At 70.7% G+C, this 16,076-nt stretch carries 12 protein-coding genes; 5 read left to right on the forward strand and 7 right to left on the reverse strand.

Annotated features, from left to right (window positions below; translation table 11 throughout):
• Nucleotides 1–155: 155 nt before the first annotated feature.
• A complete protein-coding gene (locus AAGI91_05685; GenBank protein ID MEM1042103.1) occupies nt 156–980 on the reverse strand; it encodes a T9SS type A sorting domain-containing protein in 825 nt (274 codons plus the stop codon).
• 344 nt (nt 981–1,324) lie between these two features.
• Between AAGI91_05685 and AAGI91_05690 the strand changes: the two genes are divergently transcribed.
• On the forward strand, nt 1,325–1,912 hold the full coding sequence (locus AAGI91_05690; GenBank protein MEM1042104.1) for an ECF-type sigma factor: 588 nt from the start codon (nt 1,325–1,327) through the stop codon (nt 1,910–1,912).
• Between the two features lie 4 nt (nt 1,913–1,916).
• Nucleotides 1,917–4,577: a serine/threonine-protein kinase gene (locus tag AAGI91_05695; GenBank protein ID MEM1042105.1), complete on the forward strand. Its 2,661-nt coding sequence runs from the start codon at nt 1,917–1,919 to the stop codon at nt 4,575–4,577.
• A gap of 71 nt (nt 4,578–4,648) precedes the next feature.
• On the opposite strand, the gene AAGI91_05700 is transcribed toward AAGI91_05695, so the two are convergent.
• From AAGI91_05700 to lat, 6 genes are all read right to left on the reverse strand, one after another.
• Nucleotides 4,649–5,608: a M12 family metallopeptidase gene (locus tag AAGI91_05700; GenBank protein ID MEM1042106.1), complete on the reverse strand. Its 960-nt coding sequence runs from the start codon at nt 5,606–5,608 to the stop codon at nt 4,649–4,651.
• Nucleotides 5,609–5,627: 19 nt separating this feature from the next.
• Nucleotides 5,628–7,316 carry a hypothetical protein gene (locus AAGI91_05705; GenBank protein MEM1042107.1) on the reverse strand — a complete coding sequence of 563 codons (1,689 nt, stop codon included), beginning with the start codon at nt 7,314–7,316 and terminating at the stop codon, nt 5,628–5,630.
• 63 nt (nt 7,317–7,379) lie between these two features.
• On the reverse strand, nt 7,380–8,603 hold the full coding sequence (locus AAGI91_05710; protein MEM1042108.1) for a hypothetical protein: 1,224 nt from the start codon (nt 8,601–8,603) through the stop codon (nt 7,380–7,382).
• Between the two features lie 161 nt (nt 8,604–8,764).
• Nucleotides 8,765–11,641: a DUF4397 domain-containing protein gene (locus tag AAGI91_05715; protein ID MEM1042109.1), complete on the reverse strand. Its 2,877-nt coding sequence runs from the start codon at nt 11,639–11,641 to the stop codon at nt 8,765–8,767.
• A 292-nt stretch (nt 11,642–11,933) separates the two neighbouring features.
• Nucleotides 11,934–12,299, reverse strand: a complete 366-nt coding sequence (locus AAGI91_05720) for a cupin domain-containing protein (GenBank protein ID MEM1042110.1) — start codon at nt 12,297–12,299, stop codon at nt 11,934–11,936.
• A gap of 2 nt (nt 12,300–12,301) precedes the next feature.
• A complete protein-coding gene (lat, locus tag AAGI91_05725; GenBank protein ID MEM1042111.1) occupies nt 12,302–13,636 on the reverse strand; it encodes an L-lysine 6-transaminase in 1,335 nt (444 codons plus the stop codon).
• A 254-nt stretch (nt 13,637–13,890) separates the two neighbouring features.
• Between lat and lipA the strand changes: the two genes are divergently transcribed.
• From lipA to ndk, 3 genes are all read left to right on the forward strand, one after another.
• Nucleotides 13,891–14,895, forward strand: coding sequence for a lipoyl synthase (lipA, locus tag AAGI91_05730; GenBank protein ID MEM1042112.1), 1,005 nt, complete (start codon nt 13,891–13,893; stop codon nt 14,893–14,895).
• Between the two features lie 53 nt (nt 14,896–14,948).
• Entirely contained in the window at nt 14,949–15,305 is a 357-nt protein-coding gene (locus tag AAGI91_05735; GenBank protein ID MEM1042113.1) for a hypothetical protein, read from the forward strand.
• 342 nt (nt 15,306–15,647) lie between these two features.
• Entirely contained in the window at nt 15,648–16,070 is a 423-nt protein-coding gene (gene ndk / locus AAGI91_05740) for a nucleoside-diphosphate kinase (protein MEM1042114.1), read from the forward strand.
• Nucleotides 16,071–16,076 lie beyond the last annotated feature (6 nt).

Raw genomic sequence — 16,076 nt, forward strand, 5'->3', positions numbered from 1 at the left:
CGCTGTTCTGCTACTGTTACCTCCTCACATCGAGTCATTCCCGACCCTGATCGGGAATCCAGAAGGCGTACTACAAGCTCTGGATTCCCGCCTGCGCGGGAATGACGGCTGTTTTTGAGGAGAACGCTGAGACCTAACCGGGTCCATAACATGCTCTAGCGAACCAGCGTTACGCGCTGCACGGCCTGGGCGGAGCCGGCCCGGAGCCGGACGAGGTAGACGCCGCCCGCCAGCCCGTCGGCGGGCAGCACGGCCTCGTACCAGCCTGGAGGGTGCCGCCCGTCGGCGAGGCGAGCCACGCGGCGGCCCCGGCTGTCGAACACGGCCACCTGCACGTCGGCCGCCACCGGCAGCCCGTAGCGGAGCCGGGCCGCTGTGCGGAACGGGTTGGGATAGCCCGGCTCCAGGACCACCTCGGTCGGCAGCGTAGTCGCTGCGGCGAGCAGCGGCTCCGCATCCAGGTCGGCCAAGACTGCCGCTGCGATCTCCTCAGCCTCGCGACGCCCGGTCCCCGACCGTACCAGGATCAGCCAGTCGACGACGGCGACGGAGTCCTGGCTGAAGGTGCCGCGCGTGTCGGCGATAGGGTGATACCGCGCTCGGACACCTGTGAACACGTCGCCCGAGGACGCGTCCCAGGCGTGGAAGCGCAGCAGGTCGTCCTCCGCGTAGCCGTCCTGCTGCGGCGTGGTCGGGTCGTCCATCCAGACTGGGAGGACAGCGGATCTGCCGTCCCAGACGATGGCTCCGGCGCAGGTGCCCTGCTGGGTGACGGCGGCGACCTCGTCGCCCGGCCCGGCCCAGGCCCACGACTGCAGGGAGCGGGCGAGGACGAGCCGAGAGGTGGGCGCAAACACGACCGAGGCGTTCCGTCCCGTCTCGGTCTGGCAGTCGTTGAAGTGTGTCGTGTGGGGATGGGCGGTGGGTACGGCGGGACTGAGGCTCAGCGCCAGCAGCGCGAGCAGGGGTGTTTTGGGCATAGGGTGGAGCACAGACGCGGCCAGTGTGGTGGGGCCGCCGCTGCGTCAGTGGCAGGGTGGTGGGGGCAGAAGTGTCTAGACGCCGGTGAGACGTCCAAGAGGTGCTGGTGCGTGCCGGTGGGCTGCACGCGTCCCGCGCGTTGGGGCACACGGGGGCTGGGGTGCAGGGGATGATACCACGGGTCGCCTGTTCCGACAAGCACCCCGCCGCGCGCTGTCCTCTCGGGCCGTCTTTTGACGGATTGGGAGGTACGCGCCTGCATCTATCCTGCGCCAGCGCATTACCTTATTATCAACACTGAGCTTGCCCGGTCCCCTGCGGGGTAGTCTCGCCTGTGCCTGCCATGGAACCAGCCGCCGATACCACGGCCCTCCTCTGCGATGCCCGCGCGGGCCGCCCCGACGCGGCCGAGCGCCTCTTCGAGCACCTCTACGGCGCGCTGCGCGAGATCGCCCACGCTCGCCTGAGCGCGCACCGCCCGGCGGCGACCGTAGCCACAACGGGCCTCGTCCACGAGGCCTACCTCCGGCTCATCGACCAGACCCGCGCCGCGCCGGCCGACCGGGCGCACTTCCTCGCCCTCGCCTCGCGCGCGATGCGCTTCGTCCTCCTCGACCGCGCCCGCGCCCGGCTCCGCCAGAAGCGCGGCGGCCCGCACGCGCCTGTCTCGCTGGACGCCGTCCAGGTCGCGGCCGACGAGCGCGCGGCAGAGTTGGTGGCTCTGGACGACGCCCTCGACCGGCTCCGCACGCGCAGCGAGCGCCTCGCCGAGACCGTCGAGTTCCGCTTCTTCGGCGGGTTGACCTACAGCGAGATCGCCGAGGCTACGGGCCGCTCCGTCGCCACCGCCGAGCGCGACTGGGTCCGGGCGCGCCTGTGGCTCCACCGCGCCTTGCAGGACGCACCACCTGCTACCCAACCGACCCCCTGACGGCATGGACGCGCTCTCCCCCGACGACTGGCTGCGCGCCGACGACCTGCTTGGCCAGGCCCTCGCCTACCCCCCTGCCGAGCGGACGGCGTTTCTCCAAGACGCCTGCCGGGAGCAGCCCGCGCTCTACCAAGAGGTCGTCACGCTGCTCGACAGTGCGCCAGACGCGGAGGACCGCTTCGGCGACTCGGCGGCGGCGTTTGCGGGACCGCTGCTGGCCGCCGGGGACCCGGCCGAGGTCGTGGTGCCGGGCGACACCGTCGGCCCCTACCGCGTCGAGGCCGAGGTCGGGCGCGGCGGGATGGGCGTTGTCTACCGCGCCTCCCGCGCCGACGGGACGTTCGAGAAGGAGGTCGCCCTCAAGCTCGTCAAGCGCGGCATGGACACCGACGAGGTCCTGGCTCGCTTCCGCCGCGAGCGGCAGCTCCTCGCCACGCTCGACCACCCCGGCATCGCCCGGCTCCTCGACGGCGGGGCCGCCGCCGACGGGCGGCCCTACCTCGTGATGGAGTTCGTCGAGGGGGAGCCCGTCACGGACCACGCCGAGCAGCGCCGGCTCCCGGTCGAAGAGCGGCTTGCGCTCTTCGAGCAGGTCTGCGAGGCCGTGCAGCACGCCCACCGGCACCTCGTCGTCCACCGCGACCTCAAGCCGGCCAACATCCTCGTCACTGAAGGCGAGGACGGCAGGCCGCAGGCCAAGCTGCTCGACTTCGGGATCGCCAAGCTGCTTGAGGTGGAGCCCGGGGCCGGGGTCACGCAGGAGGGGCTGCGACGGCTGACGCCGGCCTACGCCGCCCCGGAGCAGCTTCGCGGTGACGCGGTGACGACCGCCGCCGACGTGTACGCGCTCGGCGTCGTCCTCTACGAACTCCTCACCGGCGAGCGGCCCAGCCACCCGCCGAAGCCGCCGAGCGCTGTGGCCGGGTCCGAGCGGGCGCGGGCACTGCGCGGCGACCTCGACCAAGTCGTGCTCAAGGCGCTGCGCGAGGAGACGACCGCGCGCTACGGGTCGGTCGAGGCCCTGCTGGACGACCTCCAGCGGCACCAGACCGGGCGGCCCGTCGAGGCCCGCCCAGCGTCGGCGGGCTACCGGGTACGCAAGTTTGCCAAGCGGCATCGCATCGGCGTAGCATCGGCGGCGGCGTTCGTACTGCTGCTGGTCGGCGCGGTCGCAGCCCTGGCGGTGCAGCAGCGCGCGACGGCGCGCGAGCGGGACCGGGCCGAGGAGGTGACGCGCTTCCTCGGCGACCTCTTCGCCTCGAACGTTCCCACCACCGCCCCGACGGACACGATGACGGTGCGGACGCTCCTCGCAGAGGGCGAAGCGCGCGCCGAGGCACTCAGCGAACAGCCGGCGGTGCAGGCGTACATGCTGCGCGTGCTCGGCGAAGCCTGGCTCGGCCTGGGCCGCTACGACCGGGCAGAGCCGCTGCTGGACCGCGCCGTCGCGCTCAGCGAAATCTCTCTCGGCCCGCGCTCGCCCGAGGTCGCCGATGCGCTGGGTGCGCGCGCGCTGCTCGCCTTCCAGACCGGTGCCTACGACGCGGCCAATGCGCTCTTCCAGCGCGCCTTAGGCCTCTACCGCGACCACCACGGTCCGGCACACGAGACCGTTGCGGAGACCGTCGCCGACCTTGCGACCGTAGCCTCAGAGCAGGGCGCATACCCGGCGGCCGACTCGCTCTTCCGCGAGACGCTCGCGCTGTACCAGCGCCTGGGCACCGAGGGCCGCCCCGAAGCCGTCGAATGCCTCCGCGACTGGGCCGCCCTCCGCTTCCGCATGGGCGACTACGCCGCCGCTGACTCGCTCTACGGGCAGGCCCTCGGGAAGCTGGAGGCGCTCCACGGGCCCCAGCACCCCGACATCGCCCTCACGCTGGACAACCTCAGCGTGCTCCGCAGCCGGCAGGGCAACCTCGCCGCCGCCCTCGACCTGTCGCGCGAGGCGCTCGCGATGCGGCAGCATCTGCTGGGCGACGACCACCCGAGCGCCCTAGCGAGCAAAACAAACCTCGCCTCGTTCCTCGACCAGTCTGGGGACCCCGAGGCAGCGGCCGTCCTCCTCCGGGACGTGATCGCGGCCGGGCAGGACCGCTTCGGCGAGGGCCATCCGAGTCTCGCTCCCGCGCTCTCCAACCTCGCCACTCTGCTCGGGCGGCAGCGCAGGTACGGCGAGGCCGAGGTACGCTACCGCGAGGTGATAGCCATCCAGCGCCGCACGCTCGGCGAGGGACACCCGAGTCTCGCCAACAGCGTCAGCGGCCTCGCCTCGGTTCTCCGCGAGACCGGCCAGTATGCCGAGGCCGAGCGGCTCTACCGCGAGGCGATTGCCGTGCGGCGCGCGGCGCTTGGCGCAGAGCACCCGAGCGTGGCGAGCAGCCTGAGTGGCCTGGGCCGCCTGAAGCACCTCACCGGCGACCTGGACGCCGCCGCTGCCCACTACGACGAGGTCCTCCGCATCCGCCGGAGCGTCCTCGGCGACCGCCACCCGGACGTCGCCTTCAGCCAGGTCCGCCTGGCCGACCTGCTCCGCGAGCAGCGGTACGTCGAGCGGGCCGAGGCGCTGTACCGCGACGCCCTGGACATCTACAGGGAGACGCTGGGGAGCGACCATCCGCGCGCGCAGCAGGCCCGGGCCGGACTGGACGCCCTCTACGAACGCTGAGAGGCGACTTGCGCCCGTCTCGGCGTCTCGCTGACGTGCACTGCCCTCCGCTCCAAATCACAAGACAGAGCCTAGCGTAGAACGACCTCGCCGAGCGGAGCCTCCAGCATGGCCTGTTTAGTGTACAGACCGGCCGCCGAGTACGAACCGGGCTGAATCAAGACGCTGCCACCCGTGGGCGCTCGGGCGTAGCCTACTCCGAACGTCTGGTAGGGGGCCAGGAGCGTACCTATGTTGAAGAAAGATCCCGCCGTCCCGTCCACAATCACTCCGTTGCTCAGGTAGAGCTGGCGCATGGTCACCCGGTCGAGGAAGCTGAGGCGGGTCCGCTGACCGATCCGCGCCTGCCACTCGCCATTCGGCGGGAGCACCGTGATGGTAGGGCCCGGACAGGGGTCGATGCAGAAGGTGAACTGCCCGTAGTGCATCACCGAATCGAAGTCATAGGTCAGCGTATCAGGAAGGCCGTAGGACTGCTTGGGGTACGCCAGCGTCGAAGGCTGGATGTCGAAGTTGAACTCCATCGTGTCTACGATGGCCGCTGGATTCACGGACACGTAGTTGTCTCTGTCGCTGCGCGACTGCTCGTGGAAGAACCCAAGCGCATGCGCGAGTTCGTGCGCCATGATGAAGCGGAAATTCCAGTTGAAGATGCCGATCACCTGACGCCCGTCCTGACGCCCGACGGCCGAGTAATTCGCCGTGTCGTCTTGGATGTGCACGTAGTCGTCCTCCCCGTTGCGCGGGACGAAGCGCACGTCGGCTACGGCTTCCCACTCGTCCATCGCCGCGAGCATAGCCTGGCGATTGCTCGTGCTCACGTTGCCGTTGAACTCGTACGGGACTCGGCCGCCGGGCCAGAGCTGGGCGGTGAGGGTGCCGCGCTGGTAGCCTTCCGGGACGAGGATGTCGCCTTCGATGATCGTGTAGCCGTCGGGGATGTTGGGGCGCACCCCGGGCGGCCCCGGGTCCTGTCCCAGCACGGTCGATGGGAGGCTTACGAGGACGGCGAGCAGCAATAAGCGTTTCATGGCGATGGATTGGCTGAGCCTACTGGAGGGTGACGAGGACGAGGACGAGGCCCGTGCCGGCGTCGAGGCCGGTGATGGCCTTGCCGAGGACGGCCCCGAAGGCGCGGTCGCGGTCCGAGGCGCGCATGGCGTGGCCCGGCGTCGGTGCCGTCGTCAGGAGGTCGCCCGGCCGGATGGCCCCGTGCGAAGCGTCGGCGCGGACGTAGACGCGCCCGACGAGCGCGACGGGCACCTCGCCGTCGGCGATCGAGCCTTCCTGCCGGAGCAGCAGGCCCGTCTCGACGCCGCCCGCGCCGCTGACGACGCCCGCCACGAGCGGGTCGTAGGCCCCGCCGCTGACGACGAGTTGACCCGGTGCGTCGGGGTCGATCGAGACGACGGTGCCCGGCTCGGGGGCGACGCCGCCTGCGAGCGCCCGCACGTCGAAGTGCTCGGCGAGGTCGCTGCCGCCGGTGATCTCAAGCTCCTGCGTGACGATGCGAGCGTCGCCGCCCCGGTCGGCGTCGAGCGTGATGACGGCGGTGCCGTTCCGGTAGAGCGAGAACGCGCTCCCGTTCGGGCTGTCGCTGGCGTTGAGCCAGGCCACGGTCTGGTCGCCCAGCACGTTGTAGACCCGCAGCGAGCCGTCGCTCTCGAACTGGAACTGCTTGGCGGTGTTGGTGTAGCCCTCGATGAGCGCGTCGTTGTTGAAGAGGCTGCCTGTGACGAGCCGGAGGACGGCGGCGGCGTTGCCTGCGTTTGTTGAGAAGTAGCCCGCGTGCCCCGCCGTCGCGTAGCCGCGCACCCCGTAGTTGTCGTTGCCGAGGTGCCCGAAGTTGCCGTTGCTGTTGGTCCCGCTGGCCCCGTTCGTGCTCGTGCCGAGGTAGCCGTAGTTGCCGCCGCCGGTGTGCCGTCCCCACGCGCCCGAGTCGTGACGCCCGAGCGTGCCGAAGTTGCCGCTGGGGTGCTGGCCGCGCACGCCCGCGCTGCCATCGCCGAGGCGGCCGAACATCCCGTCGGCGTGCTCGCCGAAGACGGCGTAGCTGGGGCCGCTGAGGTAGGCGGTGTGGCCCTCGATGTGCTCGGCGTAGACGCCGAACCCGGTGGCCGAGTTGGTCTTGCCGAAGACGCCGTAGTTGGGGTCCGTCGCCAGCGTCGAGTTGGCGATGCCGTAGACGCCCGTGCCGGCGGCTCCCTGGCTGAGGCCGTAGAGGCCCGTGCTGGCCGACCCGGTGCCTCGGCCTGTGACGCCCCGGCCCGAGACGGCCTGCGTCTCCCCCTCGATGGCGTTGGTAGTGCCGTTGCTAATCAAGAAGGCGACATCGGGAACGGAGACGTTGTAGGCTTGCGGGAACGCGAGGCCGAGCGCGTAGGGCGTCGCGGTGAGCGGCGTGCGCGGCGAGAGCGTGCTCCCGGTGAGGCCCTCCTCGACTTCGAGCCAGAACGGCCGGTTGAACCGGAGGTCGGCGCCGATCAGCGGGTTGACCGCGCCGAGCGCCACGCTGAAGATGCCGTCCTCGATGGCGACACCGGACTGCGTCTCGCTCCAGACCGCCGAGCCGCCCGAGGCCGCCTCGAACAGGCGGAAGGTGAGCGTCGCCGATGGGTCGTCGACGGGCGAGCCGCCGCGTTCGAGGACGCCCTGGTAGGAGACGGAGGCGGGAGCCTGGGCGTGCGCGGCCAGCGGCAGCAGGCAGAGGCTGAGAACAAGAGCGAGGGTGTATTTCATGACAGGGTCGTGGTTGGGCCGCCGGCGTGCGTGGCGGCACGGGTTCGGGATAGCGGATGGAGGTCAGCGGAGGAGCGTGGCGCGCTGCGTGTGGACCGAGCGGGCGGCCCCGGCGCGCGGCGGGGTGCTCTCGAAGCGGAGCAGGTACAGCCCGGCCGGAAGCCCGCACCCGTCGAAGACGGCCTCGTGGTAGCCGGCGTCGCGCCACCCCTCGGCGAGCGTGGCGACGCGGCGGCCGAGGGCGTCGTAGACCACGCACCGGACCTCGGCGGCCTCCGGCAGCGCGAAGCGCACCGTGGCCTGCGCGGCGAACGGGTTGGGGAAGGGCGCGCTCAGCGACACCGCCTGGGGCAGCGCCGCCGCCCCGGCCGCGCCGCCGGTGCGGAGCACCTCGGACGCGGCGTCCTCCGCGGCGAGGGCGGCGTCGGTCGCCTCGTCGGCGTCGGCGAGGGCGTCCTCTGCACGCGCCGCCTCGGCGAGGCCGGTCGGCGGGAGGACGGCCGCGCCCGTCGCGGCGGCGAGCACCGGCCACGCCGCCGCCTCCGGGATGGCTGCGCCGGGTGCGGCGGTGCCAGAAACAAGAGCGGTGGAGGCCGTAGCGCTAGAGCCGGCGGTACCGGAAGCCGCCGCCTGCGTGCGGGCCGGCGCCTCCGAGACCGCACGCTCGCTCAGGGTGGGCGCGCTCGGGGCAGAGGCCTTCGTGAACGGGAAGCTGTCGGTGCCCACGGCGCCGCCGGGGAAGGTCCCGGCGTAGGCGGTGTAGCTGTAGGCCCCCGGCGGCGCGGTGCCCGGCACCTGCTGCGCCAGCGTCACCGGCCCGAAGGTCCCGCCCGGTGCCACCGTCAGCGCCTGCGGCCCGAGCGCGGGGCCGAAGGGCTGGCCGTTGGGCAGGGTCGCGTCGGTCCAGCCCTGGAAGCTCTGGGGCGCGCCGGTCGTGTTGGTGACGGAGACCTGGAACTGGAACGTCCCGCCGCCCGCGGGCACCGTGACGGGCGGGTTGAGCGGGACGAGTGCGACCACCAGGGCGGGCGGCGGCTCAGGAGCCGACGACGCGGCCGGATACCAGAAGCCGCTGCCGAGGGCGTAGGCGTCGCTCGCCGCCGGACCGGCTGCCGCCTGCCCGACGGTGCCTCGCAGCGTGTAGTCCCCGTCGGCGGACGCGGCGGCGGTGGCCCCCCCGCCGAGCACGTCGGCGCGGAGCGTGAAGGATTGGGCCTGTGCGGACGCGAGCAAGCCCGCGCACAGCAGCGCAGCGCTGCACCGGCGGCTGAGTGAGCGTGGAAGCATGAGCGGAAGAGGGTCAGGTGGAGGAAGCGTTCACCCCCCTCTCGCCGTTTCCCGGTGCAGACCCTCACGCCGGCCAAAAAAATGCGCCGCCCGGTGGAGCTTCCACCGGGCGGCGCACCTGTCTTCTTCTTTCACTCACCGTGCTCACGCACGATCGGTGTTTAGCGCACGAGCGTCACGCGCTCGGTCCGCACCACCGCGCCGGCAGCGAGCCGGACGATGTAGATGCCGTTGGCGAGCGCGGCCCCGTCGAGCGTCGCCTGGTGGCGGCCGGCCTCGACCTGGCCGTCGACGAGGCGGGCCACTTCGCGGCCGAGCACGTCGTAGACCGCGAGGCGCACGTCCACCGCCTCAGGCAGCGCGAAGGCGACCGTCGCCGCACGCGAGAACGGGTTCGGGTAGGCCCCCGTCAGCGCCGTCTCAGTCGGCAGTGCGCTCTGGCTAGAGGTGCTGAGTCCGTCTTCGGCCGGGACGTCATCGGCACGCTCCGAGGCGGCGAAGACATCCTTGGCTACCAGCCTCCACGGCGTCGCGTCGGTCACCTCCCAGGCTTCCACCACGGCGCGCGCGTTGGCAGTGCCCTCGCGGGCAGTGCCCCTGACGGTCACCTCGAACACGTTCTCGTCCAGCACGGTCGCCGGGAAGTCGCCGATCCGCAGGCGGTAGGTGTACGCGCCCGGCATCACGTTGCCCGGCACGTTCTGCACGAAGCTGGCCGTGACCGTCGCGTCGCCGGGCACGTTGCCCGTACGCACTTCCTCTTCGGCGATCACTTCGCCGCCCTGCTCGGCGACGAACCAGATCTGGCCGGCATCGTCCACCGAGACGTTGTTCGTGACGGCGTAGTCGTAGGCGATCGAGCCGCCCGGTGCCACGGTGAGCGGCGTCGTGTTCTCGGCGTTGAGCGTGCCGTCACGCGGCGGCAGGAGCGCGGCCGTCCCGTCCGGGAAGACGGCGAGGAGGCCGAAGGCTTCGCCGTCCTGGTCGTTCTCCGGCGAGAGGAAGCCCGAGGCGAGCACCGTGAGGGCACCGCCGACAGCGGCGCTCAGGTCGGCCGCGAACGTCGCCACGACGGCGTCGTTGTCCTCGCCCAGGGTGACCTGGAGGAAGTACCCGTCCGGTGCCACGCCGATGTAGGGCGTGATGTCGCCGTAGGTCGCGTTGTCGACGAGGCGGGCTACGTCGCGGGCGACCACGTCGACCGTCGGCGCGTCGGTCGAGCCGTGCACGACCGCGAACTGCACCTCGAAGTCGTTCGTCGACGCCTCCTGCGCGTCGTCGTCGATAAAGAGCGTGAAGCCGATGTCACGCCCGTTCGGGTTGGCCTCGAACTGGCTCGGGTCGAGCACGCCGTTGGCGATGATCGAGAACGTGCCGTTCGCCGTGAGCGTCGCCGGGAAGGAGGCGATGCCGTCGGCCGCGCTCTCCGAGTTGCCCGGGGCCACGGTGATCGTCAGTTCCTGCTCGGCCGGGAGGTCGATGAACGGCGTCGCCGTGCGGAAGACAAGGTCTTCGACGGCCGGCTCGTCGGTCGAGATCTCCTCGATGTAGATGTCGACCACCTCGGCGGCCGGGTCGGCGGCGTTGTGGATGATCTGCGCGCGTGCCGTCTCAGTGGCCATGACGGCCGGCAGGAGGGCGGCTGTGCCGTCGGGGAAGACGGCGAGGAGGCCGAAGGCTTCGCCGTCCTGGTCGTTCTCCGGCGAGAGGAAGCCTGAGGCGAGAATCGTGAGGGCACCACCGGCAGCGGCGCTCAGGTCGGCCTCGAAGGAGGCGACCACGGTGTCGGTACCACCGACCGCCACGTCGAGGATGTACGAGGCCGGCGGCACGCCGATGTAGGGCGTGATGTCGGAGTAGGTCGCCCCGTCAACGAGGAGCGTCACGTCGCGGGCGATCACGTCGACGGTCGGCGCGTCGGTCGAGCCGTGCACGACGGCGAACTGGACCTGGCTCGGGTCGGCCGAGATTTGCTGCGCGTCGTCGTCTACGAAGAGCGTGAAGCCGATGTCACGGCCGTTGGGGTTGGCCTCGAACTGGCTCGGGTCGAGCACGCCGTTGGCGATGACCGAGAAGATGCCGCCCGCCGCGAGCGTCGTCGGGAAGGACGCGATGCCGTCGGCTGCGCTCTCCGAGTCGCCCGGGGCAATGGTGATCGTCAACTCCACGTCACCGGGCAGTTCGAGGAAGCCCGTCGAGGTGCGGAAGGCGAGGTCGTCAATGACCGGCTCGTCGCCCTCGAACTCTTCGATGTAGATGTCCACTACAGCCGCCGCCGGGTCAGCCGCGTTGTGGATGATCTGCACAGTCGCCGTCGGCGCGGAGGCGGGCAGGAGAGCCGTGCCCCCGTTGGGGAAGACGAGCAGCAGGCCGAAGGCTGAGCCGTCCTGGTCGTTCTCCGGCGAGAGGAAGCCCGAGGCGAGGATCGTCAGCGCCTGCCCTCGCGCGAAGCTCAGGTCGGCCGCGAACGTCGCCACGACGGTCTCGCCGTCTTCGGTGGTCACGTCGAGGGTGTACGCAGCAGCCGGGACGCCGATGTAGGGCGTAATGTCGGTGTAGGCCGCATCGTCGACGAGCGTCCCCACGCCGCGGGCGACCACGTCGACGGTCGGCGCGTCAGTCGAGCCGTGGCCGACGTTGAACTGGACCTCGCTCGGGTCGGCCGAGGTCTCCTGCGCGCCGTCGGCGACCAGGAGCGTGAAGGCGGTGCTGCGCCCGTCAGGGTTGGCCTCGAACTGACTCGGGTCGAGCACGCCGCTGGCGACGATCGAGTAGGTCTCGCCTTCCACCAGCGTGGCTGGGAACGACGCGATGCCGTCGGCCGCGCTGAACGAACTGCCGGGCGCGATGGTGAGCGTCAGTTCTTGGCCGGCCGGTAGGTCGATGAACGGTGTCGCATTGCGGAATGCCAGGTCATCGACGGCCGGGTCATCGGTGCTGATCTGCTCGACGTAGACGTCGACGACGGCAGCAGCCGGGTCAGCGGAGTTGTGGACGATCTGCACACGGGCTGTCTGCGCCCATGCGGGAGCGGCCACGAGGAGGAGGGTGAGAAGGGAAAGGGCATAGGTCAGGTAAGGACTGCGTTGAAACATGACGCCTCCGAGGAGAGAGATGTGGATGTGGAGCCCGCGCGGGAGTGCGCTGAAGGGAGCGCCGAGCAGTCCGGTGCGGGCTTCTGTCACGAGGAATACCCACCACGCTGCGGGTATACCCATCCCTCCGCGTAAATAAATCTTTACCTCCCCCGAGCGCACGTCCCCAGACAGCCGATGCCCCTGTCAGCAGCGGTCTGCCGGCAGCGGCCTCCGAGCCCGCTGCCACGCGTCGCTAGCTCTCCTCCCGTCCTACCGTCTCCGGGCTGAACGCGGGCGCACAGACGGCCCAGTACTCGCAGGCCTCGTCTGCCGAGGGATTCGAGTAGCGGATGCGCTCGCCTGCCTCGCAGAGCACCGTCTCCCCCGCCCGCACGTCGACCGTCCCGCCGCCGTGCTCGACCCGCATCGTGCCGCGGAGCACGATCGTGACCTCGTCGAAGGTGGGCGTCTGGAACGGCTCGTCCCAGTCCGGCGGGGCGACCATGTGGGCCACGCTTAGGCTCGCCGTTCCCGTGTTGACGTGCCCGACGTGCTCCTCGATGAGCTTGTCGCCGGGGACCGGGATGCGCGCCGGCGCGGTGATGTGGCGCACCGGCACGGCTAGCCGACCACGTCGGCGAGGGCGCGGTCGAGGAGGGTGAGGCCGTGGTCGAGGTCGTCCTCGGAGACGCTGATCGCCGGGCGGAAGCGGATCGTCCGCTCGCCGCAGCCGAGGATGACCAGGCCGTGCTCGTAGGCCTTGTGCCGGACGAGGTCGCGGATGCCGGGCGTGGTGAGGTCGAAGGCGCACATCAGGCCCTGGCCGCGCGGGTTCGTGACGGAGTCGTAGCGCTCGGCGAAGTCGCGCAGCCGCGCCTGGAGGTAGGCCCCCTGCGTCGCCGCGTTCTCGACGAGGCCGTCCTCCTCGATGATCTCCAGGATGCGGTCGAAGCGGACCATGTCGACGATGTTGCCACCCCAGGTCGAGTTGATCCGGCTCGACTTGGCGAAGACGTGGTCGTCGACCTCCTCGACGCGCGGGCCGGCGAGGATGCCGCAGACCTGGGTCTTCTTGCCGAAGGCCATCACGTCGGGCGTGACGCCGAGGCCCTGCCACGCCCAGAACGTCCCCGTCAGCGCGACGCCTGTCTGGACCTCGTCGAAGATGAGGAGGGCGTCGTTCTCGTCGGCGAGCGTGCGGAGGGTCTGGAGGAACTCCGGCCGGAAGTGGTTGTCGCCGCCTTCGCCCTGGACCGGCTCGACGATGATCGCGGCGATGTCGTCCGGGTGGTCGTGGAAGGCGCGCTTGGCCTGGCGCACGGCGAGCGCCTCGCGCGCCTCGACGTCCTCGGCGTGGGCCGGCCCGTTCATGACCGGGTTGAGGATGCGCGGCCAGTCGAACTTCGGGAAGAGGGCGACCTTGTTGGGGTCGGTGTTGGTCAGGCTCATCGTGTAGCCCGAGCGGCCGTGGAAGGCCTGGTCGAGGTGCAGCACGCGGTGCCCGCGCTCGGCGCGGTAACCCTTGCGGAAGTTCATCCGCACCTTCCAGTCGAAGGCCGTCTTGAGCGCGTTCTCGATCGCAAGTGCGCCGCCCGAGACGAAGAAGGCGTGGGGCAGCTCGTCCGGGATGCCGACGCGCTCGAAGGTGTCGAGGAAGCGGGCGAAGTGGCGCGTGTACACGTCCGAGTTGGAGACCTTGTTGATCGCCGCGTCGAGGAGGCGCTCGATGAAACCGGGGTCGCTGCGCAGCTTCGGGTGGTTCATCCCGAGCGGGTTGGAGGCGTAGAACGTGAAGAAGTCCACGTAGTCGCGCCCGGTGAGCGCGTCGCGCAGGAACACGCCCTGGCTCTTCTCCATGTCGAGCACCATCTCGAAGCCGTCGGCGAGGAGGTGGCGACCGATGATGTCACGGGTGTCGGCGGGTGCGGGGAGGTGCTTCTGCACGTCAGCGATCATAGAGCGTACCGGTCAGTCGGTGAGCGATGGGTTGTCTGCAGCCTGGCAAGTATAGCACCAAGCCGGTGCGCAGCCCAAGCCGGACGGCTGAGGAAACCTCGTGAAGCGGCGCTGGGTTGGACGAGGCCGCTCGGCAGCGCGCCTGCCCCGGTTCCATCGTACCTTTGCCCGGAAAGAAAAGTCACCCCGCCCCGGCCTCCGCAAGGCCAGGCCCAGCACGGGAATGACGAGCAGAAAGGCTGTACTCACACCCCATGGCCGACACGCTGACCTCATCCAAACCGCGCCGGCCCGGCGAGATCGCGCTCAAAACTGCCACGCCGGTCGGCGGCGACGGGGCCGGCGGCGACGGCTTCGCCGCCGACGGCTTCTTCGAGCTGCCGGTCGTGGAGAAGCCGGTCCAGGCCAACCGGCCCGGGCAGCGGCCGGAGTGGCTCCGCGTCAAGCTCCCCTACGGCGAGACCTTCCGCCGCGTCTCGGAGATCATCGAGACGCACAACCTCCACACCGTCTGCCAGAGCGCCCGGTGCCCCAACATGGGCGAGTGCTGGACCGCCGGCACGGCGACGTTCATGATCCTCGGCGACGTGTGCACGCGCTCGTGCAGCTTCTGCGCTGTCAAGACCGGCCGCCCGACCGCCGGGCTCGACTACGACGAGCCGCGCCGCGTCGCCGAGGCCGCCCGGCTGATGGGCATCCAGCACGTCGTCGTCACCAGCGTCAACCGCGACGAGCGCAAAGACGGCGGCGCGCCGATCTTCGCCGAGACGATCCGCCTGCTCCGCGAGGAGGTCCCTGGCTGCACCGTCGAGGTCCTCGTCCCCGACTTCCGCGGCATCATGGAGGGCGGGGCCGACATCGTCTTCGAAGCGCGCCCCGACCTCTTCAACCACAACGTCGAGACCGTCCCGCGCCTCTACCGCCGCGTCCGCCCCCAGGCCAGCTACCGGCGCTCGCTCGACGTGCTGGGCCGCGCCAAGAAGGACTTCGGCCTCCGCACCAAGAGCGGCATCATGGTCGGCCTCGGGGAGAGGCAGGACGAGGTGCTCGCGCTGATGGAGGACTTCGTCGAGATCGGCCTCGACGTGATGACGATCGGGCAGTACCTCCAGCCGACGCGGATGCACCTCCCGGTCGAAGACTTCGTCCACCCGGACACGTTCCGGTGGTACAAGGAGCAGGGCGAGGCGCTCGGGCTGGACCACGTCGAGAGCGGCCCGCTCGTGCGCTCGTCCTACCACGCCGAGCGGCACGTCTAGACATGACGGGTGCCGGTCATCGAGTGCCGAACGGGCGATGGACTCTGGCGCCGGTGCTGGCTGCCCTCCTCCTGCCCGGGTGTGCGGGGCTGTTCGGGGCGGAGACCACCGTGGAGTCGGCACACGCGGTGTTTGTGGCGCGGCCCGGCTGCGCGCACCTCATCGCCCGGACGCCCGGCACGGGCTACGCCGTCCTCCGCCCGCGCGGCGACTACGCGCCCCGGCAGGGCGACATCCTGGTGGGCAACCTCCGCCGCGGCAGCCTCGCCCTCGGCATCGTCCCCTTCGGCGCGAACGGCCTCGACGGGAGCGAGCAGTTCGAGGTCGTCCAACACGGCCTCTCGCTCGCCGAAGCGCAGGAGGTCTACTACGGGCTCTGCCCCCTCTCGCTCGACACCGACCGGTCATAGGGACACGGCGGTGCCGTGCCCGGCCGCCGGCACCGTTCCTGACCCAGGCTAGGCAATCCCGACCAGGGCGACCACATACGTCGCCCCTGCGCGTGCTGGCGCAGAACGCGATGGCAGGAGGACGCCCCGACCAGCGAGGCACGCCTCGCCCCTACAATGCCGGCGCGGAGCGCGACCACGAGAGGTTCCTCCTGCGGATGCGCGAAGCACACCCGTCCTCCGTCTCACCGTCTACCGTCCTCCGTCCCCCGCCCTTCAGCAACTCTTCGCGGTCCCGGAGCCCGCCGCGCCGTCATATTCGGCCGGCACCCAACTCCTGACCTCAGACCTCCCGACTCAGCCATGGAACGCACCCTCGCCATCATCAAGCCCGACGCTGTCGAGCACGGCCACAGCGGCAAAATCCTCGACCGCATCCTCCAAGAGGGATTCGCCGTCCGGGCGATGAAGCTCGTCACGCTCTCTAAGACCGAAGCCGAGGGCTTCTACGCCGTCCACCGCGAGCGCCCCTTCTTCGGCGAACTGACCGACTTCATGTCGAGCGGCCCGTGCATCCCGCTCGTCCTGGAGCGCGACGACGCGGTCGCCACCTGGCGCGAGGTCATCGGCGCGACCAACCCGGCCGACGCCGCCGAGGGCACGCTCCGCAAGCAGTTCGCCGCATCGATGGGCGAGAACGCCGTCCACGGCTCGGACTCCGTCGAGAACGGCACGCTGGAGAGCAATTACTTCTTCCCCGAGCACGTCATCGTCGCCAACGCGTAACCCGCC

This window comes from Bacteroidota bacterium (assembly GCA_038746285.1).
In the GTDB taxonomy this organism is placed as follows: domain Bacteria; phylum Bacteroidota; class Rhodothermia; order Rhodothermales; family JANQRZ01; genus JANQRZ01.